Source organism: Rhodococcus wratislaviensis (genome assembly GCF_041228765.1).
GTDB classification, from domain to species: Bacteria; Actinomycetota; Actinomycetes; order Mycobacteriales; family Mycobacteriaceae; genus Rhodococcus_F; species Rhodococcus_F wratislaviensis.
In genome coordinates this window covers 843825-869067 of sequence record NZ_CP150488.1, presented here as the reverse complement: position 1 = coordinate 869067, position 25243 = coordinate 843825, and the positions used below count along the sequence as shown (strand labels likewise).

At 67.0% G+C, this 25243-nt stretch carries 20 protein-coding genes and 2 tRNA genes; 21 read left to right on the top strand and 1 reads right to left on the bottom strand.

The features are described from left to right. Positions 1 to 711 precede the first annotated feature (711 nt). The 21 genes from dnaA to WKC72_RS03860 all read left to right on the top strand — a co-directional run bounded on the left by dnaA (position 712) and on the right by WKC72_RS03860 (position 24753). A complete protein-coding gene (dnaA, locus tag WKC72_RS03960) occupies positions 712 to 2298 on the top strand; it encodes a chromosomal replication initiator protein DnaA (RefSeq protein ID WP_037234935.1) in 1587 nt (528 codons plus the stop codon). Between the two features lie 649 nt (positions 2299 to 2947). After that, positions 2948 to 4132, top strand: a complete 1185-nt coding sequence (gene dnaN / locus WKC72_RS03955; RefSeq protein ID WP_005249107.1) for a DNA polymerase III subunit beta — start codon at positions 2948 to 2950, stop codon at positions 4130 to 4132. 62 nt (positions 4133 to 4194) lie between these two features. Further along, the gene (gene gnd, locus WKC72_RS03950) at positions 4195 to 5106 is read left to right on the top strand and encodes a phosphogluconate dehydrogenase (NAD(+)-dependent, decarboxylating) (protein ID WP_037234936.1); all 912 of its coding nucleotides are present in this window, start codon (positions 4195 to 4197) and stop codon (positions 5104 to 5106) included. Continuing rightward, complete coding sequence (gene recF, locus WKC72_RS03945) at positions 5107 to 6339, top strand: DNA replication/repair protein RecF (RefSeq protein WP_037234942.1); 1233 nt, start codon at positions 5107 to 5109, stop codon at positions 6337 to 6339. Next, a complete protein-coding gene (locus WKC72_RS03940) occupies positions 6329 to 6892 on the top strand; it encodes a DUF721 family protein (protein WP_037234944.1) in 564 nt (187 codons plus the stop codon). Before recF ends, WKC72_RS03940 begins: the two co-directional genes overlap by 11 nt. A gap of 125 nt (positions 6893 to 7017) precedes the next feature. Continuing rightward, positions 7018 to 7926, top strand: a complete 909-nt coding sequence (locus WKC72_RS03935) for a metal-dependent hydrolase (protein WP_370181805.1) — start codon at positions 7018 to 7020, stop codon at positions 7924 to 7926. After that, the gene (locus WKC72_RS03930; RefSeq protein ID WP_112300302.1) at positions 7923 to 9041 is read left to right on the top strand and encodes a PDR/VanB family oxidoreductase; all 1119 of its coding nucleotides are present in this window, start codon (positions 7923 to 7925) and stop codon (positions 9039 to 9041) included. The genes WKC72_RS03935 and WKC72_RS03930 overlap by 4 nt, the downstream gene beginning before the upstream one ends. A 49-nt stretch (positions 9042 to 9090) precedes the next feature. After that, a complete protein-coding gene (locus tag WKC72_RS03925; RefSeq protein ID WP_370181804.1) occupies positions 9091 to 10029 on the top strand; it encodes an alpha/beta fold hydrolase in 939 nt (312 codons plus the stop codon). 197 nt (positions 10030 to 10226) lie between these two features. Next, a complete protein-coding gene (gyrB, locus tag WKC72_RS03920) occupies positions 10227 to 12269 on the top strand; it encodes a DNA topoisomerase (ATP-hydrolyzing) subunit B (RefSeq protein ID WP_037234957.1) in 2043 nt (680 codons plus the stop codon). Between the two features lie 425 nt (positions 12270 to 12694). Beyond that, positions 12695 to 15529 (top strand): ATP-binding protein, encoded by a 2835-nt coding sequence (locus WKC72_RS03915; protein ID WP_370181803.1) that lies wholly within the window; start codon positions 12695 to 12697, stop codon positions 15527 to 15529. Further along, a complete protein-coding gene (locus WKC72_RS03910) occupies positions 15526 to 15942 on the top strand; it encodes a roadblock/LC7 domain-containing protein (RefSeq protein ID WP_005249096.1) in 417 nt (138 codons plus the stop codon). Before WKC72_RS03915 ends, WKC72_RS03910 begins: the two co-directional genes overlap by 4 nt. A gap of 7 nt (positions 15943 to 15949) precedes the next feature. Next, positions 15950 to 16324, top strand: a complete 375-nt coding sequence (locus WKC72_RS03905; protein WP_370181801.1) for a DUF742 domain-containing protein — start codon at positions 15950 to 15952, stop codon at positions 16322 to 16324. A 13-nt stretch (positions 16325 to 16337) separates the two neighbouring features. Next, positions 16338 to 16889: an ATP/GTP-binding protein gene (locus WKC72_RS03900; RefSeq protein WP_005249094.1), complete on the top strand. Its 552-nt coding sequence runs from the start codon at positions 16338 to 16340 to the stop codon at positions 16887 to 16889. Between the two features lie 11 nt (positions 16890 to 16900). After that, entirely contained in the window at positions 16901 to 17743 is an 843-nt protein-coding gene (locus tag WKC72_RS03895; RefSeq protein WP_037234962.1) for an MHYT domain-containing protein, read from the top strand. A gap of 151 nt (positions 17744 to 17894) precedes the next feature. After that, positions 17895 to 20417, top strand: coding sequence for a DNA gyrase subunit A (gene gyrA / locus WKC72_RS03890; RefSeq protein ID WP_005249092.1), 2523 nt, complete (start codon positions 17895 to 17897; stop codon positions 20415 to 20417). Further along, the gene (locus WKC72_RS03885; protein ID WP_037234964.1) at positions 20417 to 21796 is read left to right on the top strand and encodes a DUF3566 domain-containing protein; all 1380 of its coding nucleotides are present in this window, start codon (positions 20417 to 20419) and stop codon (positions 21794 to 21796) included. Before gyrA ends, WKC72_RS03885 begins: the two co-directional genes overlap by 1 nt. Positions 21797 to 21927: 131 nt before the next feature. Then, positions 21928 to 22001: transfer RNA gene (locus WKC72_RS03880), tRNA-Ile, on the top strand. Between the two features lie 120 nt (positions 22002 to 22121). Next, positions 22122 to 22194, top strand: a tRNA-Ala gene (locus tag WKC72_RS03875). Positions 22195 to 22287: 93 nt separating this feature from the next. Further along, the gene (locus WKC72_RS03870) at positions 22288 to 23121 is read left to right on the top strand and encodes a siderophore-interacting protein (protein WP_037234966.1); all 834 of its coding nucleotides are present in this window, start codon (positions 22288 to 22290) and stop codon (positions 23119 to 23121) included. Between the two features lie 19 nt (positions 23122 to 23140). Next, complete coding sequence (locus tag WKC72_RS03865; RefSeq protein ID WP_037234969.1) at positions 23141 to 23731, top strand: chorismate mutase; 591 nt, start codon at positions 23141 to 23143, stop codon at positions 23729 to 23731. A 50-nt stretch (positions 23732 to 23781) separates the two neighbouring features. Further along, on the top strand, positions 23782 to 24753 hold the full coding sequence (locus WKC72_RS03860) for a helix-turn-helix domain-containing protein (protein ID WP_370181797.1): 972 nt from the start codon (positions 23782 to 23784) through the stop codon (positions 24751 to 24753). On the opposite strand, the gene WKC72_RS03855 is transcribed toward WKC72_RS03860, so the two are convergent. Further along, positions 24743 to 25207 carry a hypothetical protein gene (locus tag WKC72_RS03855; RefSeq protein ID WP_370181796.1) on the bottom strand — a complete coding sequence of 155 codons (465 nt, stop codon included), beginning with the start codon at positions 25205 to 25207 and terminating at the stop codon, positions 24743 to 24745. The genes WKC72_RS03860 and WKC72_RS03855 overlap by 11 nt on opposite strands. Between the last annotated feature and the right edge of the window lie 36 nt (positions 25208 to 25243).

Sequence of the window (25243 nt, the reverse complement as noted above, 5' to 3'; positions counted from 1 at the left end):
GCCTCCCGGCGTCATGGATCTAACATTGGCGAAAACTCAGGTGTTCATCACAGGGTGGGGATGAAACGACTTCGAAACTGGACTCGAGCCAGCACGAAACCGCCACCTCACCACAGGGTGACTGTTCGAGAGTACTTACCACTCACGGTCAGGTCAAACTCGCTCACCTGCGATTCCCCCGCGAATCGGTTGACCGACACGCCGAGGATCGACAAATGCTTGCACCCCAACTTCCAATGTGCCAAACCGCTGTGAGCTTGCCGACACTGTTGCTAGCGTCTATGCATGGTCTCGCCGATGAACCCTGATCGAGTGCCCAGCTCTCGACTTCACCGTTCTCATCTGCATATTCACCACAATTCATCCACAGGGCACAGATGGTGTGCCGCTTCGGATCGCCACGAGGGTTGTTGACACCCTTCCCTTCCCGGGTCCTCGAACCCACTCATCCAGGTTTCGCATGCATAAGCGCAGGTCAGCGCGCTCGATCTGGACTCCTCGCCACGCAACGGCGTCTCGACAGGAGGCGTCTGCACTTTGTCCACATCTGTGGATAATTGTGTGGAAACACAGTTCAGATGGCATATTCGTAGGTCCGTACGGGGTCCATCCTCAGGTCGGGGAAGCTCCCAATTCCACCTCGACGACGGCACCGACACTCGACTCGGCACGGCTGGCGCCGAGTCCGCGAACACACTGGGGAGGAACCACGTGAACGACGATCCGAATGCGCTCGCACGGATCTGGATCGACGTCGTCGCAGACCTCACATCCGATTCGCCCGGCGGCGATCTGCCGCCGCTGACGAGGGGACAGAAGGCGTGGTTGGCGCTCGTCAAACCGCTGACGCTCGCACAGGGCTTCGCGCTCCTGTCCGTTCCGTCGCCCTTCGCGCAGGAGGCGATCGAGCGGGATCTCCGTGAGCCGATTCTCCACGCCCTCGGCCGGCATCTCGGTGAGCAGGTCGAAGGCCTCGGTGTGCGTATCGCGGCCCCGGTCGACGACGAACCCGAATCCGAGCCACCGAGCCGGGACCACCGGCCCGAGCCGGAACCCATCCACACTCCTCGCCACCTCGAGCCTTCCGTCACCAGTTCCGGGTCGTTCCGCAGGCGCCGCTTCGGCTCCGGTGAGGATCAGCCCTACTCCGACACGACGGACTTCGAGGAAGTCGACGACGACCGCGAGGCCCTCGCCAGCGTCCACGAATCCTGGCCGTCGTACTTCACGAAGCCGCCGTCGGGCCCTCCACCGTCGGCGACCGGGGGGAACAGCCTCAACGCGAAGTACACGTTCGACACGTTCGTGATCGGCTCGTCCAACCGGTTCGCCCACGCCGCGGCCGTCGCCATCGCCGAGGCTCCGGCGCGCGCGTACAACCCGTTGTTCGTGTGGGGTGCGTCCGGCCTCGGCAAGACGCACCTCTTGCACGCCGCCGGCCACTACGCCCAGCGACTGTTCCCGGGGATGCGGGTGAAATACGTCTCCACCGAGGAATTCACCAACGACTTCATCAACAGCCTCCGCGACGACCGCAAGGTGGCGTTCAAGCGCCGCTACCGCGAGACCGACGTGCTGCTGGTCGACGACATCCAGTTCATCGAGGGCAAGGAAGGTATCCAGGAGGAGTTCTTCCACACCTTCAACACCCTGCACAACGCGAACAAGCAGATCGTCGTCTCGTCCGACCGGCCGCCGAAGCAGTTGGCGACACTCGAGGAACGACTGCGGACCAGGTTCGAATGGGGCCTGATCACCGACGTTCAGCCACCCGAACTCGAGACCCGCATCGCGATCCTCAGCAAGAAGGCCCGAATGGACCGGCTCGAGGTGCCCGACGACGTCCTCGAGTTGATCGCCTCCCGGATCGAACGCAACATCCGGGAACTCGAGGGTGCCCTCATCCGCGTGACGGCGTTCGCGTCCCTGAACAGGCAACCCCTGGACCTCACGCTCGCCGAGGTGGTGCTACGTGACCTGATGCCGGACTCGTCGAGTCTCGAGATCAATGCGGCGACGATCATGGCGGTCACCGCGGAGTACTTCAACATGTCCATCGACGACCTCTGCGGCCCCGGCAAGGCACGTCCGCTGGCGTCCGCGCGCCAGATCTCGATGTACCTGTGCCGCGAGCTCACCGATCTGTCCCTGCCGAAGATCGGGCAGACGTTCGGCCGCGACCACACCACCGTCATGTACGCGGACAAGAAGATTCGCAAGGAGATGACGGAGCGGCGGAAGGTCTACGACCAGGTCCAGGAGCTCACTGCCCGGATCAAGCAGCGTTCCAAGAGGTAGTCGCCGACCCCTGCCTCTCCTGTGCCCCTGGTAGCTCGCCTACCGGGGGCACAGGTCGTTTCGGGGGGACCGCAGTCCCGCGGGCAACTCGAGGGGCTCCTCGAGCCGGTCCTCGAGGGTTGGCTCGAGCGGGTCCTCGAGGTACCGCTCGAGGGCCTACTCGAGGCTCGCGCGACCCCCCGCTAACACGACACGCCGGTGCAACACGCCGACGCCAGGACCTGGGATAAAGCATGCACACCTGTGGATAAGTGTGGGGATGAGGTGGAATCTCTGTGGACAGAACGTGCAGAACTTTGAACAACCTCGAGTAGTCCACATGGGTGCCGGATCGGTCCTCGAGTTTGTCCTCGAGAATTCCCCATACGACGACGCGGAAGGACCTGCGTCTACACGCCTTCGTCCACAGATTCCACAGGACCTAATAGTACTTCTCATTAATTCTTATAAAAACCTCTTTGAAAACAGGGTTGGGGACAGCGTCGGTTCACAGGCCTCGGTCGGCGACTCGAGGACGCGACGGTTCCGCTTTCAACTTCGTCCTCGAGGGCATACGGTTATGCATCGCCGCTCTGTGAAAGACTGCAGTGCTGTGGTCACGGCCCGACCGTGGCGAACAACCGTGCCTACCGAGAGGAACAACCCGGCGATGGAGCTTGGAAGCCTGAAGTTTCGTGTCTCCCGGGAAGAATTCGCCGATTCAGTGGCATGGGTCGCTCGCAGTCTGCCGTCGCGGCCTCCTGTCCCCGTTCTCGGCGGTGTTCTCCTGGACGCGACCGAGCAAGGGTTGACGGTTTCCGGATTCGACTACGAGGTATCGGCCCAGGTCCGGGTCGCAGCCGAGGTCGGTAGCGCCGGTCAGGTCCTCGTCTCCGGCAAGCTTCTCGCCGACATCACGAAGTCGCTTCCCAACAAGCCGGTCGACGTGACTCTCGAAGGCACCCGCGTGCTGATCACGTGCGGAAGCGCCAAGTTCTCCCTGCCCACCATGCCGGTCGAGGACTATCCCCAGCTTCCGCAGTTGCCGCAGCAGACCGGCTCCATTCCCGCCGACGTCTTCTCCGAAGCGATCAGTCAGGTGGCTGTCGCAGCGGGCAAGGACGACACCCTGCCGATGCTCACCGGCATCCGTGTCGAGATCGAACGCAACGCGATCGTGCTCGCCGCCACCGACCGGTTCCGTCTCGCGGTCCGTGAACTCGAGTGGTCGCCGGCGAACCCCGACACCACCGCGGCCGTCCTCATCCCCGCGAAGACGCTCTCCGAATCGGCGAAAACGCTTGCAGGAGATGCCACTTCGCCGGTCGAGCTGGCACTCGGTTCGGGTTCGGCGGTCGGAAACGACGGCCTCCTCGGCATCGTCAACGACGGTCGCCGCACCACCACCCGACTGCTGGACGCGGAGTTCCCGAAGTTCCGGCAGCTGCTGCCGTCCGAGCACACGGCACTTGCCACCGTGGAGATCGCTCCGCTCGTCGAGGCCATCAAGCGTGTGGCCCTCGTCGCCGAGCGTGGCGCGCAGGTTCGCCTGCAGTTCTCCACCGAGGGGCTTCTCCTCTCCGCGGGCGGCGACGATGCAGGTCGCGCCGAGGAAGGGTTGAACGCGGTCTTCCAGGGTGAGCCGCTCACCATCGCCTTCAACCCCGGCTACCTGATCGACGGGCTGTCTTCGCTGCACAGCGAGCAGGTGCTGTTCGGCTTCACGACCCCCAGCCGCCCCGCGGTGCTGCGTCCGGCCACCGAGGACGAGATCGAGCCCGACGATTCGGGTAACTTCGCGGCGCCGGAGAGCGCGTATACCTACCTGCTGATGCCGGTGCGTCTCCCGGGCTGACGGTTTCGCGGAAGCGAAATCAGTACTGCCGAACGAAATCTCACGAGTGGACGGAGATCACGATGCAGATCGGGTTGGTCGGGCTCGGAAAGATGGGATTCAACATGCGCGAGCGGTTGCGCGCGCACGGGCACGAGGTGGTCGGTTACGACCCACGCCCCGAGGTCACGGATGTGGCGTCGCTGGCGGAACTCGCTCAGCGACTCGAGTCTCCGCGAGTCGTGTGGGTGATGGTTCCGGCGGGAAGGATCACCCAGGACACGGTGACCGAGCTGTCGTCGGTGCTCGAGACCGGTGACCTGGTGATCGACGGCGGCAACTCGAGATACACCGACGACAAAATCCACGGCGAACTGCTGGGTTCCCACGGGATCGGCTACCTCGACTGCGGCGTGTCCGGCGGGGTGTGGGGACTCGAGAACGGCTACGGGCTGATGGTCGGCGGATCGGACGCGGACGTCGAGCGGGCGCTGCCGATCTTCGACGCCCTGCGCCCAGAGGGTGAGCGTGCGGACGGCTTCGTTCACGCCGGCCCGATCGGTGCCGGGCACTACGCGAAGATGATCCACAACGGCATCGAGTACGGACTGATGCAGGCGTACGCCGAGGGTTACGAACTGCTCGAGGCGGAAGACCTCGTCACGGACGTCCACGGAGTGCTGCGCGCATGGACCAAGGGCACGGTCGTCCGGTCGTGGCTGCTGGAGCTGCTCGTCAAGGCATTGGGTGAGGATCCCGATTTCGCCGAGATCTCCGGCTACACAGATGATTCGGGTGAGGGCCGCTGGACTGTGCTCGAGGCGATCGACCACGCCGTGCCCGCACCGGTGATCTCGGCCGCGTTGTTCGCGCGGTTCGCGTCCCGTCAGGACGATTCCCCCGCGATGAAGGCCGTCTCGGCGCTGCGCAACCAGTTCGGTGGTCACGCCGTGAAGAAGGCGGCAGGCGAGGCAGAAGCCGGTTCTGGAACGTAGGTGTTCGTTCGCGCACTCTCGCTCAGAGACTTCCGTTCCTGGGACGCCCTCGGCCTCACCCTGCGTCCGGGCTGCACCGTCTTCGTCGGACCCAACGGTCACGGCAAGACGAACGTTCTCGAGGCGCTCGGCTACCTGTCCACCCTGTCGTCTCATCGGGTCAGCTCGGACGCCCCGCTGATCCGGACGGGTACCGGTCAGGCATTCGCGGGGGCGACCGTCGTCAACACCGGCCGGGAACTGACCGTCGATCTCGAGTTGAACGAGGGCAAGTCCAACCGGGCGCGGATCAACCAGTCACCCACCCGGCGGCCGCGGGAGATTCTCGGAATTCTGCAGACGGTGCTGTTCGCGCCGGAGGATCTGTCTCTGGTCCGCGGGGATCCGGGGGATCGGCGGCGCTACCTCGACGAGCTCCTCACCTCCCGTATCCCGCGGATGGCGGCGGTGCGCGCCGATTACGACCGGGTGCTGCGGCAGCGGTCAGCGCTGCTCAAGACGGCAGGCGGCGCATTGCGACGGGTGTCGCGCGGCAGCGGCCAGACGAGCGAGGACGGCGCGAGTGCCCTTGCCACGCTGGAGGTCTGGGACGGACATCTCGCCGCACACGGCTCGCAGCTGCTCGCCGGGCGGCTTCACCTCGTCCACGATCTCGCTCCGCACCTGGCCGAGTCGTACCAATCGCTGGCGCCGGAGTCGAGGCCCGCGAGCATCCGCTACCGCTCGAGTCTGGGCTCCTCCCTGCCGCCGGAGTTCACCGAACCGGCTCGAGTGCCCGAGGCGGGCGATATCGCGTTTCTCGAGGAGCGGTTCCTCCAGGAGCTGTCCGTGATGCGCTCCAAGGAGATCGAGCGGGGTGTGTGTCTCGTCGGACCTCATCGTGACGATCTCGAACTACAGCTCGGCGACACCCCGGCGAAGGGATTCGCGAGTCACGGTGAGTCGTGGTCGTTCGCGCTGTCGTTGCGGCTGGCCGGATTTGCACTGCTGCGTTCGGACGGCAGCGATCCCGTCCTCATGCTCGACGACGTGTTCGCCGAACTCGACCGTCGTCGACGGCGGGCACTCGCCAAGGTCGCGTCGGACGCGGAACAGGTGCTGATCACGGCGGCGGTGCCGGAAGATGTTCCGGAGGAACTCGACGCCGTCCGATTCGGTGTGGAGGCCCGCGACACCGATCGAGGACGGATCTCGCACATCGTGGAAGAGACGGAGGACCGCCGTGACGGATGAGCCCGAACCCACCGCACCTGCTGCGGCCCCCGAACCGGAGGTGAAGGGAATCGATCTCGCCCGCCGCGCCCTCGAGGAGGCGCGTGCCGCGGCGAAGGCGAGCGGAAAATCCGTCGGGCAGGGCCGCCGATCCGGAACCGGTGTCCGGGCCCTGCGCGCCCGGCGTCGACGCGGATGGTCGGGTCCCGGGCCGGACGACCGCGACCCGCAGCCGTTCGGTGCGCTGACCAACGCGATCGCGAAACAACGCGGCTGGTCGCCCAAGGTGTCGGAGGGAACGGTCCTCGGTCGGTGGGTACAGGTGGTCGGTGAGGACATCGCCGCGCACGCCGAACCGACCGGGCTGCGGGACGGGATTCTCAGCGTCTCCGCGGAGTCGACGGCCTGGGCGACGCAGCTGCGGATGATGCAGTCGCAAATTCTCGCGAAGATCGCCGCGGCCGTCGGCGACGGTGTCGTGAAGTCGTTGCGGATCACCGGTCCGACCGCTCCGAGCTGGCGAAAAGGGGAACGGCACATCCGGGGGCGCGGCCCCCGGGACACCTACGGATAGGCCGGAGCGGACGTTCGGTTCCTGGTTTTGTCTATTACCCGGTGTTACAGTTACTCCAAGTTTTCGAGTGAACTGTGCCACAGGCCTTCGTCGTGGCGCAGCCGCCGGCACGAAGGAGTAATGAGATGTCCGCCCCGACTGCACCCCGGAACGCGATCCTCGAACCGGACCACATCCTGTTGCAGGCCAGGAACGTGGAGTTCGACTGGTCGAACCTCCCCATGCACTGGATCCCGGGCGACCCGTTCAGCACGCACGTCCTCAACGTCCTGCACCTACTCCTGCCCGCCGGCGAGGAATGGTTCGTCGAGACGTTCAAAGAGGCACTGCCGCTGATCGAGGACGAGCAGCTCCGCGACGACGTCGTCGGGTTCATCGGCCAGGAGGCGATGCACGCCAACGCCCACACCGGCGTGCTGGGGCACCTGAAGGAGAAGGGCCTCGACCCGACGCCCTTCACCGAGCAGATGGAATGGACGTTCTCCAAGATCCTCGGACCGCGACCGCTCACCGGTCTGCGCGAGAAGAACTACCTGATCGAGCGGCTGGCGGTCATCGCCGCCATCGAGCACATCACCGCGTTCCTCGGCGACTGGGTGCTCAACGCCGAGGGGCTCGACCGCGCCGGGATGCATCCGACGATGCTCGACCTGCTGCGCTGGCACGGCGCCGAGGAGGTGGAGCATCGCTCCGTGGCGTACGACGTCATGCGGTACTTCGACAAGCGTGAGTCCCGGCGGATCCGCACCCAGGTGATCGTCACCCCGGTCATCGTGTGGCTGTGGGTGCGCGGCACCCGATTCCTCATGCGGAACGATCCGGAGCTCGCCCAGTGGTCGGCGCACCGGCGTAAGCCGCACCTGACGGATTTCTTCGCGGCAGGCAAGCGCGGCACCCTCCCGACGGCCCGGGAACTCGGCAAGCGGATGTCGACGTACTTCACGCGTTCGTACCACCCGAGCAACGAGGGTTCGACGGCACAGGCCGTGAAGTACCTGGCGTCCTCGCCCGCGGCTCAGGCGGCCGAGCGATGAAGCTGTCGCAGGTGCGGGAGGTGCTCACCGGGCAGGGCCTGCCCCGCCACGACGCTCCCCCGGACATCAAGGGGCGACCGCGCCCCGACCGCGCCATGCGCATCACCGAGGCCGTTGCTGCCAAGTATCTCCGTGTTCTCACCGCGTACGAATACGACCCGGGCGTCGCCGGTCACAACCCGGACGTGGCGATGAAAATGGTTGTTTCCCAACGGGATGTCGTCGCGCTGGACGAGAACGTCGTGCAATTGCGGTTCGAGGCCGAGGACGGTGCGGAACTCCCTGCGTGGCAGCCGGGTTCGCACCTCGACTTCCATCTGCCGTCCGGGCTGCGACGTCAGTACTCGCTGTGCGGCGACCCGTCCGATCGCACGGGCTACAGTATCGCCGTCCGCCGGATCCCCGACGGTGGTGGTGGATCCCTCGAGATGCACGCGCTCGAACCGGGTGCTCCGGTGACGGTTCGCGGCCCCCGCAACGGGTTTCCGTTCGTCGGCGAGGGGAGTGCGCTCTTCGTCGCCGGCGGCATCGGTATCACGCCGATCCTCGCGATGGTCCGGGCGGCGCGCGATCTCGGCATGGACTGGCAGTTCGTGTACTCCGGCCGCTCACGGGAATCGATGCCGTTCCTCGACGAGATCGAAACGTTCGATCGGTCACGGGTTTTCATCCGTCCCGACGACGAGTTCGGGCTGCCGACCGCCGAAGAGTTGCTGGAGCGCGCCGCACCGGGCGGTGCCGTCTACTGCTGCGGTCCGACGCCGATGCTGGAGTCGGTACGCCGTGCATTCCCCGGAAGCCCGGCCACCGCATTGCATTTCGAACGATTCGGGGCACCGCCGGTGCTCGACGGCACCGAGTTCGAAGTGCAGCTCCTCAGCACGGGTGAGGTGCTCACCGTGCCCGCCGACGAATCCGCGCTGACCGTGATCAAGAAGACGATGCCCGGAGTGGGGTATTCGTGCCAGCAGGGATTCTGCGGCACCTGCCGGGTGAAGGTGCTGTCCGGCACCCCGGATCACCGCGAGACGCGGCTCACCGACGCCGAGCAGGAGAACGAGATGCTGATCTGCGTGTCCCGCGCCGACAGCGGCCGTCTCGTCCTCGATCTGTAGTTCCCACCGTCGATCCCATACCCGATCCCGCACGACCAGAGGACCCACCATGACTCCATCCGCATCCGGTACCGCCCGGCGGATCACCAACGGTTCCGTCCAACTCGCTGTGTTCGAGGAGGGCAACCCCGACGGCGAGACGATCGTGCTGGTGCACGGCTGGCCCGACACCCACGACCTGTGGAGCCGGGTGGTGCCGTTCCTGACGGAGCGGTTCCATGTGGTCAGTTACGACAGCCGCGGCGCAGGCCGGAGCACCGTGCCCACCAGGGTCGAGGACTACCGGCTGCCGGCCCTGGCCGGCGACCTGTTCGCGGTGATCGACGCCGTGAGCCCGGGCCGGCCCGTGCACGTCCTGGCGCACGACTGGGGATCGGTGGAGGCATGGGAGGCGGTGTGCGAACCGGGAGCCCGCGCGCGGATCGCGTCGTTCACCTCGGTCTCGGGACCCAACCTCGATCACCTCGGCAAGTGGATGCGCCGTCGCCTCTCGGACCGCAGCTTCGGGGGGCCGCTCGCGCAGGCCGTCGCGTCCGGGTACACCGTCCTGTTCCAGATTCCGGGCCTGGCGACGCTGCCGCTGCGGCTGTGGTTCTCCCGGCACTGGCCTGCGTTCCTGAAGTTCTTCGACCGCCTCGACCCCACGCTGGTGCGTCCGGCGCCGACGCTGGCGAACGACATGATGAACGGTCTCAAGCTGTACCGCGCCAACATCCGGACGAGTCTGCTGAGGCCGCGCGAGCGGTACACCGACGTCCCCGTCCAGCTGATCCTGAACAAGAACGACAAGGCGGTGCGGCCCGTCGGCTACGAGGACACCGAGAAATGGGCGCCCGACCTGCGCCGTCGAGAGGTGGATGCCGGGCACTGGTCGCCGATCTCCCACGCCGAGGACGTCGCGCAACTCGCCGCGGAATTCGTGCTGGACGTCGAGGACCGGCAGCGGGCCGAACTCTCGGACGGCCCGTCCGAAAGCGCTTCGGCGTAGGTTTTCACTCCCGAGACGCCCTGAAAATTCGTCTACGGGGCGCTCAGGGGTGTCATAGCCCGCTCCTGGGCCAGACGTACCAGTAAGATGGCCGAGGTAACTAGCGGCAAGATTCCCGATTCTCGTCTCCCGCGTGCCCGACCAGGGCGGTGGGCGCCTGCGTCGGGCATTGGACGGAGAAGGAGAGCTACCCACCCGTGGCTGCCCAGAAGTCAGACAAAAGCACCTCCAGCAAGGACTACGGCGCTTCTTCCATCACCGTCCTCGAGGGACTCGAAGCCGTTCGTAAGCGACCGGGTATGTACATCGGTTCCACCGGTGAACGCGGTCTCCACCATTTGATCTGGGAAGTCGTCGACAACTCCGTCGACGAGGCCATGGCCGGCCACGCCAGCAAGGTCGAGATCACCCTTCTCGAAGACGGTGGCGTCAAGGTCGTCGACGACGGTCGAGGCATCCCCGTCGGGATGCACGCCTCCGGTGTCCCCACCGTCGAGGTCGTCCTCACCCAGCTCCACGCCGGTGGCAAGTTCGACTCCGACTCCTACGCCGTGTCCGGCGGTCTGCACGGTGTCGGTATCTCCGTCGTCAACGCGCTGTCCACCAGGCTCGACGTCGACATCAAGCGCGACGGCTTCCAGTGGAACCAGACGTACACCGACTCGAAGCCGGGTGAACTCGTCAAGGGTGAGGCCACCAAGGAGACGGGCACCACGGTCACGTTCTGGGCCGACCCGAACATCTTCGAGACCACGGTCTACAGCTTCGAGACGGTCGCGCGCCGCCTCCAGGAGATGGCCTTCCTCAACAAGGGCCTGACCATCACCCTCACCGACGAGCGCGTCAGCGACGCCGAGGTCACCGAAGAGGTCGTCAGCCAGGTCGCCGACGCGCCGAAGACCGCCGAGGACGAGTCGGCCGAGGCGGATGCGCCTGCCGTGCACAAGGTGAAGACCCGCGTCTACCACTACCCGGGTGGCCTCGAGGACTACGTGCGGCACATCAACCGCACGAAGCAGCCGATCCACAATTCCGTCGTCGGTTTCACCGCGAAGGGCACCGGCCACGAACTCGAGATCGCGATGCAGTGGAACTCCGGCTACTCGGAGTCGGTCCACACGTTCGCGAACACCATCAACACCCACGAGGGCGGTACCCACGAAGAGGGATTCCGGTCCGCTCTGACGGCGACGGTCAACAAGTACGCGCTCGACAAGAAGCTCCTCAAGGAGAAGGACCCGAAGCTCACCGGAGACGACATCCGAGAGGGCCTCGCGGCGATCATCTCCGTGAAGGTTGGTGAACCGCAGTTCGAGGGTCAGACGAAGACGAAGCTCGGCAACACCGAGGTCCGGTCGTTCGTCCAGAAGGCGAGCAACGAGCACCTGTCGCACTGGTTCGAAGCGAATCCGGCCGACGCGAAGACCATCGTGAACAAGGCGGTGTCGTCGGCACAGGCCCGCGTCGCCGCCCGCAAGGCCCGCGAACTGGTGCGCCGCAAGAGCGCCACCGACCTCGGCGGTCTGCCTGGCAAGCTCGCCGACTGCCGATCCAACGATCCGAGCAAGTCCGAGATCTACATCGTGGAGGGCGACTCCGCAGGCGGCTCGGCCAAGTCCGGCCGCGACTCGATGTACCAGGCGATCCTGCCGCTGCGCGGAAAGATCATCAACGTCGAGAAGGCACGCATCGACCGTGTGCTGAAGAACACGGAAGTCCAGTCGATCATCACCGCGTTCGGCACGGGCATCCACGACGAGTTCGACATCGCGAAGCTGCGGTACCACAAGATCGTGCTGATGGCCGACGCCGACGTCGACGGCCAGCACATCGCAACGCTGCTGCTCACGCTGCTGTTCCGCTTCATGCGGCCGCTCGTCGAGCACGGTCACGTCTATCTGGCGCAGCCCCCGCTGTACAAGCTGAAGTGGCAGCGCAGCGACCCGGAGTTCGCGTACTCCGACCGCGAGCGCGACGTCCTGGTCAAGGCGGGCCTCGAGTCCGGCAAGAAGATCAATAAGGACGACGGCATCCAGCGTTACAAAGGTCTCGGCGAGATGAACGCCAAGGAACTGTGGGAGACCACGATGGATCCGACGGTGCGCGTCCTGCGTCTGGTGACGCTGGACGACGCGGCCGCAGCCGACGAGCTGTTCAGCGTTCTCATGGGTGAGGACGTCGAGGCCCGGCGTAGCTTCATCACCCGCAACGCCAAGGACGTCCGCTTCCTCGACGTCTAGGTATCCGGCACAAGAGATTACGGATGTCATGCAGCCACCGGCGGTCGGAAGACCCCGGTGGCTGCACCCGTCTGGGCCGGTTGCGGGACCGGGTCACGCAGAAATCCGTCCTCGACTGTGAACCGCGATTCTGTGTAGCCTGGTCCGCTGATCCACCCCGCGACGGCAACGTCTGGGATCGGTGGTGCGCATGTTACTTAGAAGTAAGGATCGGGGAATTTCTGTGGTAAGAACGTTCCCCATGGGGATGTGATGAACTCGTTACATTCGGAAATCGGTGCGTCGGGCAGCGCTGCGCACAGCGCAACTGATCGATCACTTTCCTCTGTCGACGCGTGTCGTCCGGGCCGGTACGACTGTCCCGCCGCAGACGCGGTCACGAGCACAGAGCGACAAGCTATGAGTGGTTGGAAAGGAAGCGTGGGATGAGCGACGATTCGCCGCCCCGGGCAAAGTTCTGGGATATCGAGGGCTGGGGCCTGCGGTGGAAGGTCACCGCGGTTCTCGCAGTTCCCGTCACCGTCGCCATGGTGCTCGGCGGGCTCCGTGTGCAGGGCGAGCTGAGTAACGCCGTCCACTTCACCGAGGCGGCCGACCAGATCGTCGTCGTCCCGGACATCGTGGCCCTCGAAGCCTCGATGGGTACCGTGACCAGTGGTTACGCCTCGGGCACCCTCACCAAGCAGGACCGCGAGGACGCGGAAGCCCTGATGAACGACGTGTCCGAGCAGGCCCGGAACCCCGAACTGGATCCCGCCGTCGCGAGTTCCATCAACCAGACCGTCTCGGACGGCCGCGCCCTCCTGAATCTGATGGATTCCCCGGGTGTCGCCACCGACCTGCTCGCGGAACGCCAGCGCGCGTTCGCCGCGGACTTCATCCGCGAAGTGGACGACATCGTCCGTCCCATCGAAGACAGCGAAGTCGTCGACAAGGGTTACCAGCTGACCAACGCGTGGCAGGCGCAGCGGCGTCTGTTCGAACAGGCCATGGGCCTCGTGATCGTGAAGGACGTCTACGCCGGTCCCGACGGACGGGAGAAGGCCCGCACGGGCGACATTCCCACCTCGGCCGTCGTCGCGGCCGCCGGCGCCGAATCGAGCCTCCTCGACGTCCTCGACCGGTACTACCCCAAGGGGGATGCCCGTCTCGAGACGCTGCGAAACAACATCAACGACCGCAACGCCCTCATCGACCAGGGCCTGGCGGACGCGGCGCGCGGCGGGATGCTGCCCATCCTGCAGTTGCGCTCCTCGCTCATCGCGAGCCGTGACGTCTACCAGGAGCTGACCAGCGAAGCGGCGAAGGACATCGCGTCCACCGTGCAGGTCCGCGCAGCCGAGACCCGGTCCGCGGCGCTGCGTGACACGGCGATCGTCCTCGGAACCCTGCTCGCCGCCCTCGTCCTCGCGCTCCTCGTGTCGCGGTCGCTGATCGGTCCGATCCGCCGCCTGCGGTACGGCGCGCTGAAGGCTGCTCGCCGCGACCTCCCGGAGGCGATCGAGCAGATCAAGGCCAGTGACGATCCGCGGGCACTGTCGTTCGAGCCGGTGGCCGTGCACTCCTCCGAGGAGATCGGCCAGCTCGCCCGCGCCGTGGACGACATCCACGGACAGGCACTCAAGCTCGCCGGCGAGCAGGCGCAACTGCGCCTGCAGATCAACGACATGTTCGAAACGCTCGCGCGCCGAAGCAAGTCCCTCGTCGACCAGCAGCTCGGCCTGATCGAGAATCTCGAGTTCGAGGAGAAGGACCCGAAGCGGCTCGAGAGCCTGTTCCGGCTCGACCACCTGGCCGCGCGTATGCGGCGGAACGGTGAGAACCTGCTGATTCTCGCCGGCACCCGGGTGCGTCGTTCGCAGGCAGCGCCGATCCCGCTGGGTGACGTGCTGCGTGCCGCGATCTCCGAGGTCGAGGACTACCAGCGTGTCCAGATGGGCGCGACCCCCGAAGGCGCGCTCAGCGGCACCGTCGTCACGGACGTCGTGCACCTGCTCGCCGAACTCGTCGACAACTCGCTGCGCGCTTCGCCGCCCGACACGGTGGTGACGTTCAGCTTCGCTCGCGCCGTCGACGGCGGGGTGCTCCTCGAGATCGCGGACCGCGGCATCGGTATCCCGTCCGACGACATGCGCGCCGTCAACGAACGCCTGGCGTCGGGTGGTGAGGTCGGTCCGGAGACGGCCCGCCACATGGGTCTGTTCGTCGTGAGCCGGCTCGCGAAGCGTCACGGTCTGACCGTTCGCCTGCGGTCGACGTTCGACACCGCCCGGAACCCGGGTGTGACCGTGAGCATCCACATCCCGAATGCGCTGATCGTGTCGCAGGCCGCCCGGCAGGACACGGGACCGCAGCGGAAGATCCCCGCGGCACCGGTCCGGACCGCCATCCCCGCACCCGCGGCCCCGGCACAGCGCAAGGACAACGGACAGCAGCAGCCGGCGACCCGCAACGGACTGCCGACCCGCACCCCGTCCACGCCTCCGCCCGCACCGAGCCCGGCACCTGCGGGCGCGGTGACGACGGCGTCGGGCACGAGCCTGCCCCGTCGTCAGCCCGGTGCCAGTGGCATCGCGGCCGGCGCGGGATCGCCGGCCGGTGCTCCGGCCGCGCAGTCCCAGGACACTGTCAACGTCCGGGGATCCGGGGCGATGCCGAAGCTGCCCGTGCGGCGGCCGCAGGCGGCGACCTCGGAGACCGCACCGGCGGAATCGCAGCCGCAGCACGCACCGCACGCACCCCGCAGCGAGAACCGCAGCGAGAACCGGACCGCGGAACAGCCGGCGCCCCCGTCGTCGAACGGCGACGACCAGGCACCGGTCCGGCACCGCTACCGCACCAACCCGGCGAAGACCGCGTCGTTCTTCCAGTCGCGGATCGATCCGCCACCGGCCGAGGCCACACCCCGGCCCGGCGGCACCCCGATCTTCTCCGACATGGTGTCCGACTGGCTGACCGATCCGACCGGCGCCGAAGGCGCACCCGGCGTCTGGCATTCCGCCGGCGACGCCGGATGGTCCGCCGCGGAACGGGTCAGCGAGACTCCCGTCGAGGTCGACCCGGAGATCGGACTGCCCAAGCGGCGTCCCGGCGACCGACTGGTTCCCGGCACGGTCGAAGGCGCGCACAATACGGGGACACTGCGCCGGGTGCGTGACCCTGAGACAATTCGCGCCAATCTCAGTCGTCACCAGCAGGGCGTCCGAAACGGCAGGGCCACGAGGCTCGCGGAACGTAACAGCATTGAAGGAGACCGATGAACACCGCTCATGGATCCGACGTCACGCGACCGCTCGACTGGTTGGTGTCGAACTTCGCCAGTGACGTGCCCGGTGTCTCCCACGCCGTGCTCGTGTCCGCGGACGGTCTCCTGATGGCAGCCAGCGCCCATCTCCCGATCGACCGGGCCGAGCAGCTGGCCGCGGTCACGTCGGGGCTGGCCAGCCTGTCGGCCGGTGTGTCCCGGTTGTTCGAGGGCGGCGGGGTGCTGCAGTCGGTGGTCGAGATGCAGCACGGGTACCTGCTGCTCATGAGCGTCGGCGACGGCTCGCATCTGGCGACCCTCACGGACGCCGAGTGCGACATCGGACAGGTCGGCTACGAGATGGCGATCCTGGTCGACCGCGTCGGCGCATCGGTGCAGGCCACGGCCCGCACTCCGCAGGGTCTCTGACCAGCCCATGCCCATGAACGACCACCACTCGGAGCAGCCGGGCCCGAACATCGTGCGCCCGTACTCGCTGACGTCGGGCCGGACCCGGCCTGCGGTCGAGCTCGCGCTCGAAGCACTGATTCAGGCACTGCCGCAGTCGGTGGACCGGCAGTGGGAACTCGACGACGTCAACGCGGCGATCGTCGCGTTGTGCAAGCAGTCGCCTTCGGTCGCCGAGATCGCCGCCCGGGTGGGCGTACCCCTCGGAGTGGCACGCGTCCTGGTCGCCGACCTGGTCGAGGCCGGTCATCTCCAGATCCTGGCCACCCTGAAGGAAGACTCGACCGACTCCGAACGTCGTGAACTCATCGAAAGGGTCCTCAGTGGACTTCGCGAAATCTGATCCCCGCAATCGGGTGACCTCGACCAAGATCGTGATCGCCGGCGGGTTCGGCGTCGGCAAGACCACGCTGGTGGGGGCTGTCTCCGAGATCGTCCCGCTGCGCACCGAGGCGCTCGTGACCAACGCCAGCGACGGCGTCGACAACCTGGCTGCGACACCGCAGAAGGGCACGACCACCGTCGCCATGGACTTCGGTCGCATCAGCCTGGCCGACGACCTGGTGCTGTACCTGTTCGGTACCCCCGGTCAGCACAGGTTCTGGTTCATGTGGGACGACCTGATCCGCGGTGCGATCGGCGCGATCGTCCTGATCGACACCCGCCGGTTGGACGAGAGCTTCGCGGCCGTCGACTTCTTCGAGGCCCGGCAACTGCCGTTCCTCGTCGCGATCAACGAATTCGACGACGCCCCGCGCTACCCCATCGAGGACATCCGCGCGGCCCTCGCGATCTCCGAGGACGTGCCGATCATCCCGATCGACGCGCGTGACCGGGAATCGGCGAAACGCGCCCTGGTCGCGATCACCGAATACGCACTGACCAAGCTCCACACGGCCGCGTACTGAGGATTCGAAACATGTCGGACGAGTTGCAGCACTTCTCCATGGGGACGTGGATCGTCGCCCTCGCCGCGGTCACGTCGTTCATCGGCGTGTTCGTCGGTATCGCCAGCGCCCGCAAGGCGGTGACCGCGCCGAACCCGAGGCAGCGGTACCTCTGGCTGGCCTGGGGCGCGTTGTCCATCGGCGGCATCGGCGCCTGGCTGCCGCACTACATCGCGATGGTCGGGTTCGAGGTCTACGGCAGCGTGGTGCGCTACGACGTCCTGTGGATCGCGGTCTCGTTCGTGGTGCCCGTGGCGGCCGCCGCGGTGGCGTTGCTGATCATCAGCCCGCCGCCGACGAAACACCGGCTGCCGAGCGCGTCGGTGGAGATCGGCCGCCTCGCCGGCGGTGCGGTGCTCCTCGGCGTCGGCTTCACCGGAATGGACCTCGCCATCGTCTCGTCCCTCGAGATCCAGGGTTCGGTGGACACCGACATCCTGCTGACGGCGGCGTCGGCTGTGATCGGCCTGGTCGTCGGCGCCGGAATCATGTGGTCGATCTCCGCCCTCGAGTCCCGCACGCTGCGACTCGTGGCGTCGGTGGTCGTTGCGGCCGGACTGGTGGCCATGCACTACACCGGCGTGTTCGGGCTGAGCGTCACCGTCGACCCCGCCGTGGCGCGCCCGGACGGGCTCGAGGTGTTCTCGATCCTGTTCCCCGTCTTCGTGCTGGGCATGCTCGTGGTCACGATCCCGATCACCGCCCTGCTGATGGCGCCCGACCGCGTGGCCGCCGAGCTGGAACTCGAGGCCGACATGCTCGCCGCCGAATCCCTCGCCGCCGAAACCCAGGGCAGGGAGCTCGAACTCCAGTAGATCGGACGACTCCTGCGGCACCGATTCATGAGCGCACCCGAGTCCTTCACCCTCACAGCTGACCTGCACCTATAGACTCGGGTGGTTGCGCGACGTCGTGCAGGACCGCGAGTCCGCGAGGAGACGTCAAGCCGAGTAGAAGAAGGAGCTCATGACTGACACAACGTTGCCGCCGGAGGGACCGGGGCACGACCGCATCGAGCCCGTCGACATTCAGCAGGAGATGCAGAGCAGCTACATCGATTACGCGATGAGCGTGATCGTGGGTCGTGCGCTGCCCGACGTGCGCGACGGCCTCAAGCCGGTGCACCGCCGCGTTCTGTACGCGATGTACGACAACGGTTACCGGCCCGATCGCGGTTATGTGAAGTCTGCGCGACCGGTCGCCGAGACGATGGGCAACTACCACCCCCACGGTGACGCCTCGATCTACGACACGCTCGTCCGCATGGCCCAGCCGTGGTCGCTGCGGTACCCGCTCGTCGACGGCCAGGGCAACTTCGGTTCCCGCGGCAACGACGGCGCCGCCGCCATGCGATACACCGAGTGCCGGCTCACTCCGCTGGCAATGGAAATGCTGCGTGAGATCGACCACGAGACGGTCGATTTCACGCCGAACTACGACGGTCGTACACAGGAACCGTCAGTTCTCCCCAGCCGTATCCCCAACCTGTTGATCAATGGTTCCGGCGGCATCGCCGTCGGTATGGCCACCAACATCCCGCCGCACAACCTGCGCGAGGTCGCCGAGGCCATCTACTGGGCGCTGGAGAACTGGGAAGCCGACGAGGAGTCCACCCTCACCGCGGTCATGGAACGTGTGAAGGGACCCGACTTTCCGACGCACGGCCTGATCGTCGGAGGCCAGGGCATCCACGACGCCTACACCACCGGACGCGGTTCGGTCCGCATGCGCGGTGTGGTGGAGATCGAGGAGGACGCCAAGGGGCGCACCACGATCGTCATCACCGAACTGCCGTACCAGGTGAACCCGGACAACCTGATCACGTCGATCGCCGAGCAGGTGCGCGACGCGAAGATCGCCGGCATCTCCGACATCCACGACGAGTCCTCGGACCGCGCGGGTATGCGCATCGTCGTCACCGTCAAGCGTGACGCGGTCGCGAAGGTCGTGCTCAACAACCTGTACAAGCACACCCAGCTGCAGACCAGTTTCGGCTGCAACATGCTGTCCATCGTCGACGGCGTGCCGCGCACCCTGCGTCTCGACCAGATGATCCGGCTCTACGTCGCCCACCAGGTCGAGGTCATCCGCAGGCGCACCGAGTACCTGCTCCGCAAGGCCGAGGAACGCGCTCACATCCTGCGCGGACTGGTCAAGGCCCTCGACGCCCTCGACGAGGTCATCGCGCTGATCCGGGCGTCGCAGACCGTCGACATCGCGCGGGCCGGCCTGATCGAGCTCCTCACTGTCGACGAGATCCAGGCCGACGCGATCCTCGCGATGCAGCTGCGCCGCCTCGCCGCCCTCGAGCGTCAGAAGATCATCGACGAACTCGCCGAGATCGAGCGGGAGATCGCCGACCTCAAGGACATCCTCGAGAAGCCCGAGCGTCAGCGCCGGATCGTCCGCGACGAGCTCAAGGAGATCGTCGACAAGCACGGCGACGACCGCCGCACCCGCATCATCGCGGCCGACGGCGACGTGGCCGACGAGGATCTGATCGCCCGCGAGGACGTCGTCGTCACGATCACCGAGACCGGCTACGCCAAGCGCACCAAGACCGACCTGTACCGCTCGCAGAAGCGCGGCGGCAAGGGCGTGCAGGGTGCCGGGCTGAAGCAGGACGACATCGTCTCCCACTTCTTCGTCAGCTCCACGCACGACTGGCTGCTGTTCTTCACCACGAAGGGCCGCGTGTACCGGGCCAAGGCGTACGAGCTGCCGGAGGCGAGCCGCACGGCCCGCGGCCAGCACGTGGCGAACCTGCTCGCGTTCCAGCCCGACGAGCGCATCCAGAGCGTCATCCAGATCAAGACGTACGAGGACGCGCCCTACCTGGTTCTCGCCACCCGCAACGGTCTGGTGAAGAAGTCCAAGCTCACCGACTTCGACTCGAACCGCAGCGGCGGCATCGTCGCCATCAACCTGCGCGGCGAGGACGAACTGGTCGGGGCGGTGCTCTGCTCCTCCGACGACGACCTGCTGCTCGTCTCCGCGCAGGGACAGTCGATCCGCTTCTCCGCCACCGACGAGGCGCTGCGTCCGATGGGCCGCGCCACGTCCGGTGTCCAGGGCATGCGGTTCAACGGCGACGACGAACTGCTGTCGCTGAACGTCGTGCGCGAAGGCACCTATCTGCTGGTGGCGACGTCGGGTGGCTACTCGAAGCGCACCGGCATGGAGGACTACCCGGTCCAGGGTCGCGGCGGAAAGGGTGTACTCACGATTCAATACGACAGGAAACGTGGCACCCTGGTCGGAGCGCTCATCGTGAACGACGACGACGAGCTCTACGCGATCACGTCGGGCGGTGGCGTCATCCGCACCGCCGCCAAGCAGGTCCGCAAGGCCGGTCGGCAGACCAAGGGCGTTCGTTTGATGAACCTCGGGGAAGGCGACACCCTGCTCGCGATCGCGCGCAATGCCGACGAACCCGATGAACCCGACGACAACGCCGAGAGCAGCGGCAAAGGAGCTAAGGAGTCCTAGTGAGCACTCCCAACCAGCCAGGCAGTGACCGGCAGAACCCGGGTTCCGCCAATCAGGCGAAATCCGAGCAGCAGGCCTCCCGCACTCCCGAGAACGGGTCGGCGCGACCGAACCCGCAGCCGGGTTCCGCGCCGCAGGGGCCGCAGGCGTCCGCCGGTCGTGGTCCCGCTCAGGCGGGGCCGGCTGCCCGGCCGGGCGGTGCTCCCGACGCGAGACCGGATCGGCAGGCTCCGGCCGATCCGGCCCGGTCGCCGTCGACGCCCCAGCATCAGGGTCCGCGCACGCAGACCCCGCAGGGGCGGTCCGTGCCGCCGCAGCAGGGTCACGCTCCGAATCAGCAGGCTCCCGGGCATCAGGGCCCGCCTCAGCAGGCGCCCGGCAACCGGGCTCCCGCGGGCGGTGCTCCCACCGAGTCCATCCGGGGAAATCAGGCTCCGCCGTGGCAGCGGGGAATGCAGCGTGAGCCGCAGACCAACCTGAAGCGTCCCGTGCAGGGCGGGGCCGGTGCCAAGCAGGCTCCGCGCCCGGAGGGCCAGCCGAGCGCGGCCAACGGCTCGGGTGCCGCGGCAGCGAAGGCTCCTGGAAGCCAGGACGTCCAGAAGCCGCAGACCGCTCCGACGCAGAAGACGCAGGCGCCGGGTCAGCGACCCCAGGGCGCGCAGAACTCGGGTGCTCCCACCCAGGCGGTGCCCACACAGAAGGCGCCCGCGCAGAACCCGTCGTCGCCGGCGAAGGGTCAGCCCGCACCCAAGCAGGGGTCCGATCGCACACCGTCCTCGACTGCGGCCACGGCAGCGGTCGGCGCGGTGTCCGGTGCAGCCGCGGCCGGTGCCGTGGGTCAGCGGGAGGCCGCGAAGGCGAAGGCGTCCGCGATCGACGGACCCACCCGGCACATCAACCGGGACGTGCTCCCCAAGGACATGCCGGACCTGTCCGAGGCCAAGCACCCCTTGCCCGGGGCGGCAACGGCCACGGGCCAGCAGCCGAAGATCGCCGTGGCTCCGCAGCGGGTCGAGGAGGGTGAGGCTCTCCGGGCGACGGTGCAGGTCCGCAAGATCGATCCGTGGTCGACGCTGAAGATCTCGTCCGTCATCTCGGTGTCGCTGTTCTTCGTGTGGATGGTGGCCGTCGGTCTGCTGTACGTCGTCCTGGACGGGATGGGCGTGTGGGACCGGCTGAACAACGCATTCACCGATATCGTCGCCGAGTCGAGCTCTGACGGGCTCGTGACGGCCGGGCAGGTCTTCGGATACGCCGCCGTCATCGGTCTCGCGAACATGGTGTTGTTCACCGCACTGGCGACGATCGGCGCGTTCATCTACAACCTGTGTTCCGACCTCGTCGGGGGCGTCGAAGTGACGCTCGCCGACCGGGACTGAACGCGGAAAACGACGGGGGCTGAGCTGGGAAAAGAGCGTCTCGCCGGACCGGTTTTGGTAGTTGCCGGTCCGGTGGGGTAATCTTCCGACTCGGTTCAGGGAACTGCGCGAGATGAGTTTCCAGACTTCAGGGGCCTATAGCTCAGGCGGTTAGAGCGCTTCGCTGATAACGAAGAGGTCGGAGGTTCAAGTCCTCCTAGGCCCACTCCTGGTGCCGGTGAAAGGTCATTCGCATGAAGGTCCTCCTGTTCGTGGGAGCCGGAGTGCTGGTGGCAATCGGACTGACCAAGTTGCTTCGCGGCAACGAGGTGTGGCACGAGGTAACGGGGCCTTAGCTCAGTTGGTAGAGCGCTGCCTTTGCAAGGCAGATGTCAGGAGTTCGAATCTCCTAGGCTCCACAAGTACGAATACAGAACAGTGTGCCCCGGATTCGGAAGAGTCCGGGGCACACTGCTGTGCGGGGCTGGAACGGGTGAGGTTACCCTTACTTCATGACCGCACTCGATCCCGGAGCCCGTGAACGCCTCGACCCGCGCAGCCGCGTCGCTTCCCACCACCGGACCGGCGAGGGAACCGCACGCATCGGCTACCCGATCGGAGTCCGCACGGTCACGGTCCGTGCACGCGAGTACGTCACACCCCGCATGCTGCGTCTGACGATCGGGGGCCCCGGCCTCGACGGGTTCCACACCTATCAGGCCGACGATCACGTCAAGATCGTGTTCCCCGATCCGGACGGGACCCGCCGCGTGCCGGTGGTGAACGACGCGATGATGCTCGACTGGCCGCGACCGCTCCCGACCACGCGGAAATACACCGTCCGCCGCTACGACGCCGACACCCGCGAACTCGACCTGGACTTCGTGCTGCACGACGGCGGTCTCGCATCGTCCTGGGCGACGACGGTCGCGATCGGCGACGACGTGACCATCGCCGGACCGCCCGGTGCGAAGGCATTCGCCCACAATTTCGACCACTACGTCTTCGCGGTCGATTCCACTGCGCTTCCGGCGGTCGCGCGGTGGCTCGACGAGTCCCCCGCGGACGTCTCGGCGCACGTCGTCATCGAGACCGACGACGACGTCGAGCACGGCTACCCGCTGGCCGTGCGCGAGAACCTGGACGTCACGTGGCTCGTCCGCGACGGCAGCGAGTCCGCCCTGGCGTCGACGGTGCAGTCGCTCGCGCTGCCCGACGGCCGCTCGTTCCTGTTCGCGGCAGGAGAGGCGAATGACATCAAGCCTCTGCGCGCGTGGAGCCGGGACCGGATGGATTCGCTGTTCACCGGATACTGGAAACGCGGAGTCGCGGGGCTGGACGACTGACCGGCCCTACACTCGCACCATGACCACGGTCCGGCCCGCACTCGCCCGCCGCGTGGCCGCCGCCGCGGTGATGCTCGGAATGCTGATCGCCGGCGGTGCCGCGCCCGCGAGTGCGCAGACCCGTCCACTCCAACCGATCGCCCTGGCGGTCTCCCTGCGCCTCGCGACGGCGGACGCGGTGGCGGCGGCCAAGTGGGGCACGCCGTCACCGATCGACGATCCCGCGCGCGAGGCGCAGGTCCTGGGTGCGGTCGCGGCGCAGGCCGCCGACGAGGGCCTGAGCGCGGTGCGGGTGCAGCAGATCTTCCGGGATCAGATCGAGGCCAACAAAGAGGTGCAGCGCGCTCTCTTCGGCTGGTGGAGCGTCGCACCCGGCGCTGCGCCGACCGTCCGGCCGGACCTGACGCAGGTCCGTCCGGTGATCGACCGCCAGAACACGGACATCCTGCTGCAGCTGCGCGACCAAGAGGCCGTGCTCGCCGGCCCGGATTGCGTGCCCGCTCTCGTCGACGCCGCGGTCGCGGTGGCGGCCGAACAGCGTCTCGACCCACTGCATCAGGCCACGCTGGCGCGTGCGCTCGTGTCGATCTGCGGGCCGGTCCGCGACTGACTGGCCGTTTCGACATGGTCCGACAAGATGTCGCCAACTAGACTGGGGGCATGATCTCCAAGGTCGCGACGCTCCTCCTCGATCGTGTCTCGATGTTCGAGTTCGGGGTGGTCTGTGAAGTGTTCGGAATCGAACGCACCGAACACGGGGTTCCCCCGTTCGACTTCCGCATCTGCGGGATCCGTCCCGGCGAACCGCTCGCGTCGATCACGCCGGGGCTGACGCTGTCTGCCGACTATGGGCTGGATTCCCTGCGCGACGCCGATCTCGTCGTGGTCCCGCCGCCGGGTGCGCAGTCCGACTTCCCGGTGGAGGCGCTCGACGCGGTGCGCGCCGCGGCGGATGCCGGTGCCATCGTCCTCAGCCTGTGCTCGGGTGCCTTCCTGCTCGGCGAGGCCGGACTGCTGGACGGGCGCAAATGCACCACCCACTGGGAGTACGTCGACGAACTGGCCACCCGGTTCCCGACTGCGGTCGTCGACCCCGACGTCCTGTTCGTCGACGAGGGCAACCTCGTCACCAGTGCGGGTACCGCGGCAGGCATCGACGCGTGCCTGCACGTGGTCCGCCGCGAGCTCGGTTCCACCGTCGCCAACACGATCGCCCGCAGGATGGTCGTTCCGCCGCAACGCGACGGGGGACAGCGCCAGTTCATCGAGCAGCCGGTGGTCGCGTGCACGTCGGACAGCCTCAGCGAGACGATGGCGTGGATGAGCGAAAATCTCGAGTTGCCACACACGGTCGACGAGCTCGCGACCCGCTCGTCCATGTCGACGCGCACGTTCGCCCGCAAATTCGCGGCCGAGACGGGCACCACCCCCGTCAAGTGGCTGACGACACAGCGGGTCCTCTACGCGCAGCAGCTACTCGAGGGCACCGACCTCGGTCTCGAGGCGATCTCGAGACGCAGCGGTTTCGGGTCCGGTGCCCTGCTGCGGCACCACTTCAACCGGGTGGTCGGCGTCGCGCCCGCCGACTATCGACGCCGGTTCGGCTGCAACACGGCCGAACTCACGCAATGAACGTGCCGATGGCCGGGTTCGCCTGGCAGATCGGGCTGCTTCCGAAGTTGATCGATCCGAACGCCGTCGCCACCACGTTCCCGACGCCGGTGTTCACCGTCGCGGACAGGAAGGGGTAGACGCCGCCGAGGTTCACGATCCCCGAACGTCCGCTGTCGGTGTTGACCCAGGCCACGGTGACCTGCGCGGCTGCCGGGATCGGTGGCGCGGCGGGGCGTGACTCGAAGCGGATGTCGCCGTCGGCGATGGGCGGTGACGCCTCCGGCCCGGACTGTCCGGTGAGCGCCGTCAACGACATCAGGCTGCCCTGGTTCGGACAGCCGATGGTCAGGGCCGGCCCGCCCAACGGGTGGGGTGGGTCGGCGCCGGCGGGGCCGGCCGTCAGCACAGCCGCGGCGGCGGCGATCGGAAAGGTGACGGCGGCGATGCGATGGACGATACGTCTGGCGGTCATGTCTGCTCCTCGGAACGGATCCTCGCGCTGGTGCGC

What these genes read in the sequence shown, in the direction of transcription:
- dnaN (WP_005249107.1), top strand. Translation starts at nt 2,948, where the DNA reads ATGGAGCTTGGAAGCCTGAAGTTTCGTGTCTCCCGGGAAGAATTCGCC.
- gnd (WP_037234936.1), top strand. Translation starts at nt 4,195, where the DNA reads ATGCAGATCGGGTTGGTCGGGCTCGGAAAGATGGGATTCAACATGCGC.
- WKC72_RS03935 (WP_370181805.1), top strand. Translation starts at nt 7,018, where the DNA reads ATGTCCGCCCCGACTGCACCCCGGAACGCGATCCTCGAACCGGACCAC.
- WKC72_RS03930 (WP_112300302.1), top strand. Translation starts at nt 7,923, where the DNA reads ATGAAGCTGTCGCAGGTGCGGGAGGTGCTCACCGGGCAGGGCCTGCCC.
- WKC72_RS03925 (WP_370181804.1), top strand. Translation starts at nt 9,091, where the DNA reads ATGACTCCATCCGCATCCGGTACCGCCCGGCGGATCACCAACGGTTCC.
- WKC72_RS03915 (WP_370181803.1), top strand. Translation starts at nt 12,695, where the DNA reads ATGAGCGACGATTCGCCGCCCCGGGCAAAGTTCTGGGATATCGAGGGC.
- WKC72_RS03910 (WP_005249096.1), top strand. Translation starts at nt 15,526, where the DNA reads ATGAACACCGCTCATGGATCCGACGTCACGCGACCGCTCGACTGGTTG.
- WKC72_RS03905 (WP_370181801.1), top strand. Translation starts at nt 15,950, where the DNA reads ATGCCCATGAACGACCACCACTCGGAGCAGCCGGGCCCGAACATCGTG.
- WKC72_RS03895 (WP_037234962.1), top strand. Translation starts at nt 16,901, where the DNA reads ATGTCGGACGAGTTGCAGCACTTCTCCATGGGGACGTGGATCGTCGCC.
- gyrA (WP_005249092.1), top strand. Translation starts at nt 17,895, where the DNA reads ATGACTGACACAACGTTGCCGCCGGAGGGACCGGGGCACGACCGCATC.
- WKC72_RS03870 (WP_037234966.1), top strand. Translation starts at nt 22,288, where the DNA reads ATGACCGCACTCGATCCCGGAGCCCGTGAACGCCTCGACCCGCGCAGC.
- WKC72_RS03865 (WP_037234969.1), top strand. Translation starts at nt 23,141, where the DNA reads ATGACCACGGTCCGGCCCGCACTCGCCCGCCGCGTGGCCGCCGCCGCG.
- WKC72_RS03860 (WP_370181797.1), top strand. Translation starts at nt 23,782, where the DNA reads ATGATCTCCAAGGTCGCGACGCTCCTCCTCGATCGTGTCTCGATGTTC.
- WKC72_RS03855 (WP_370181796.1), bottom strand. Translation starts at nt 25,207, where the DNA reads ATGACCGCCAGACGTATCGTCCATCGCATCGCCGCCGTCACCTTTCCG.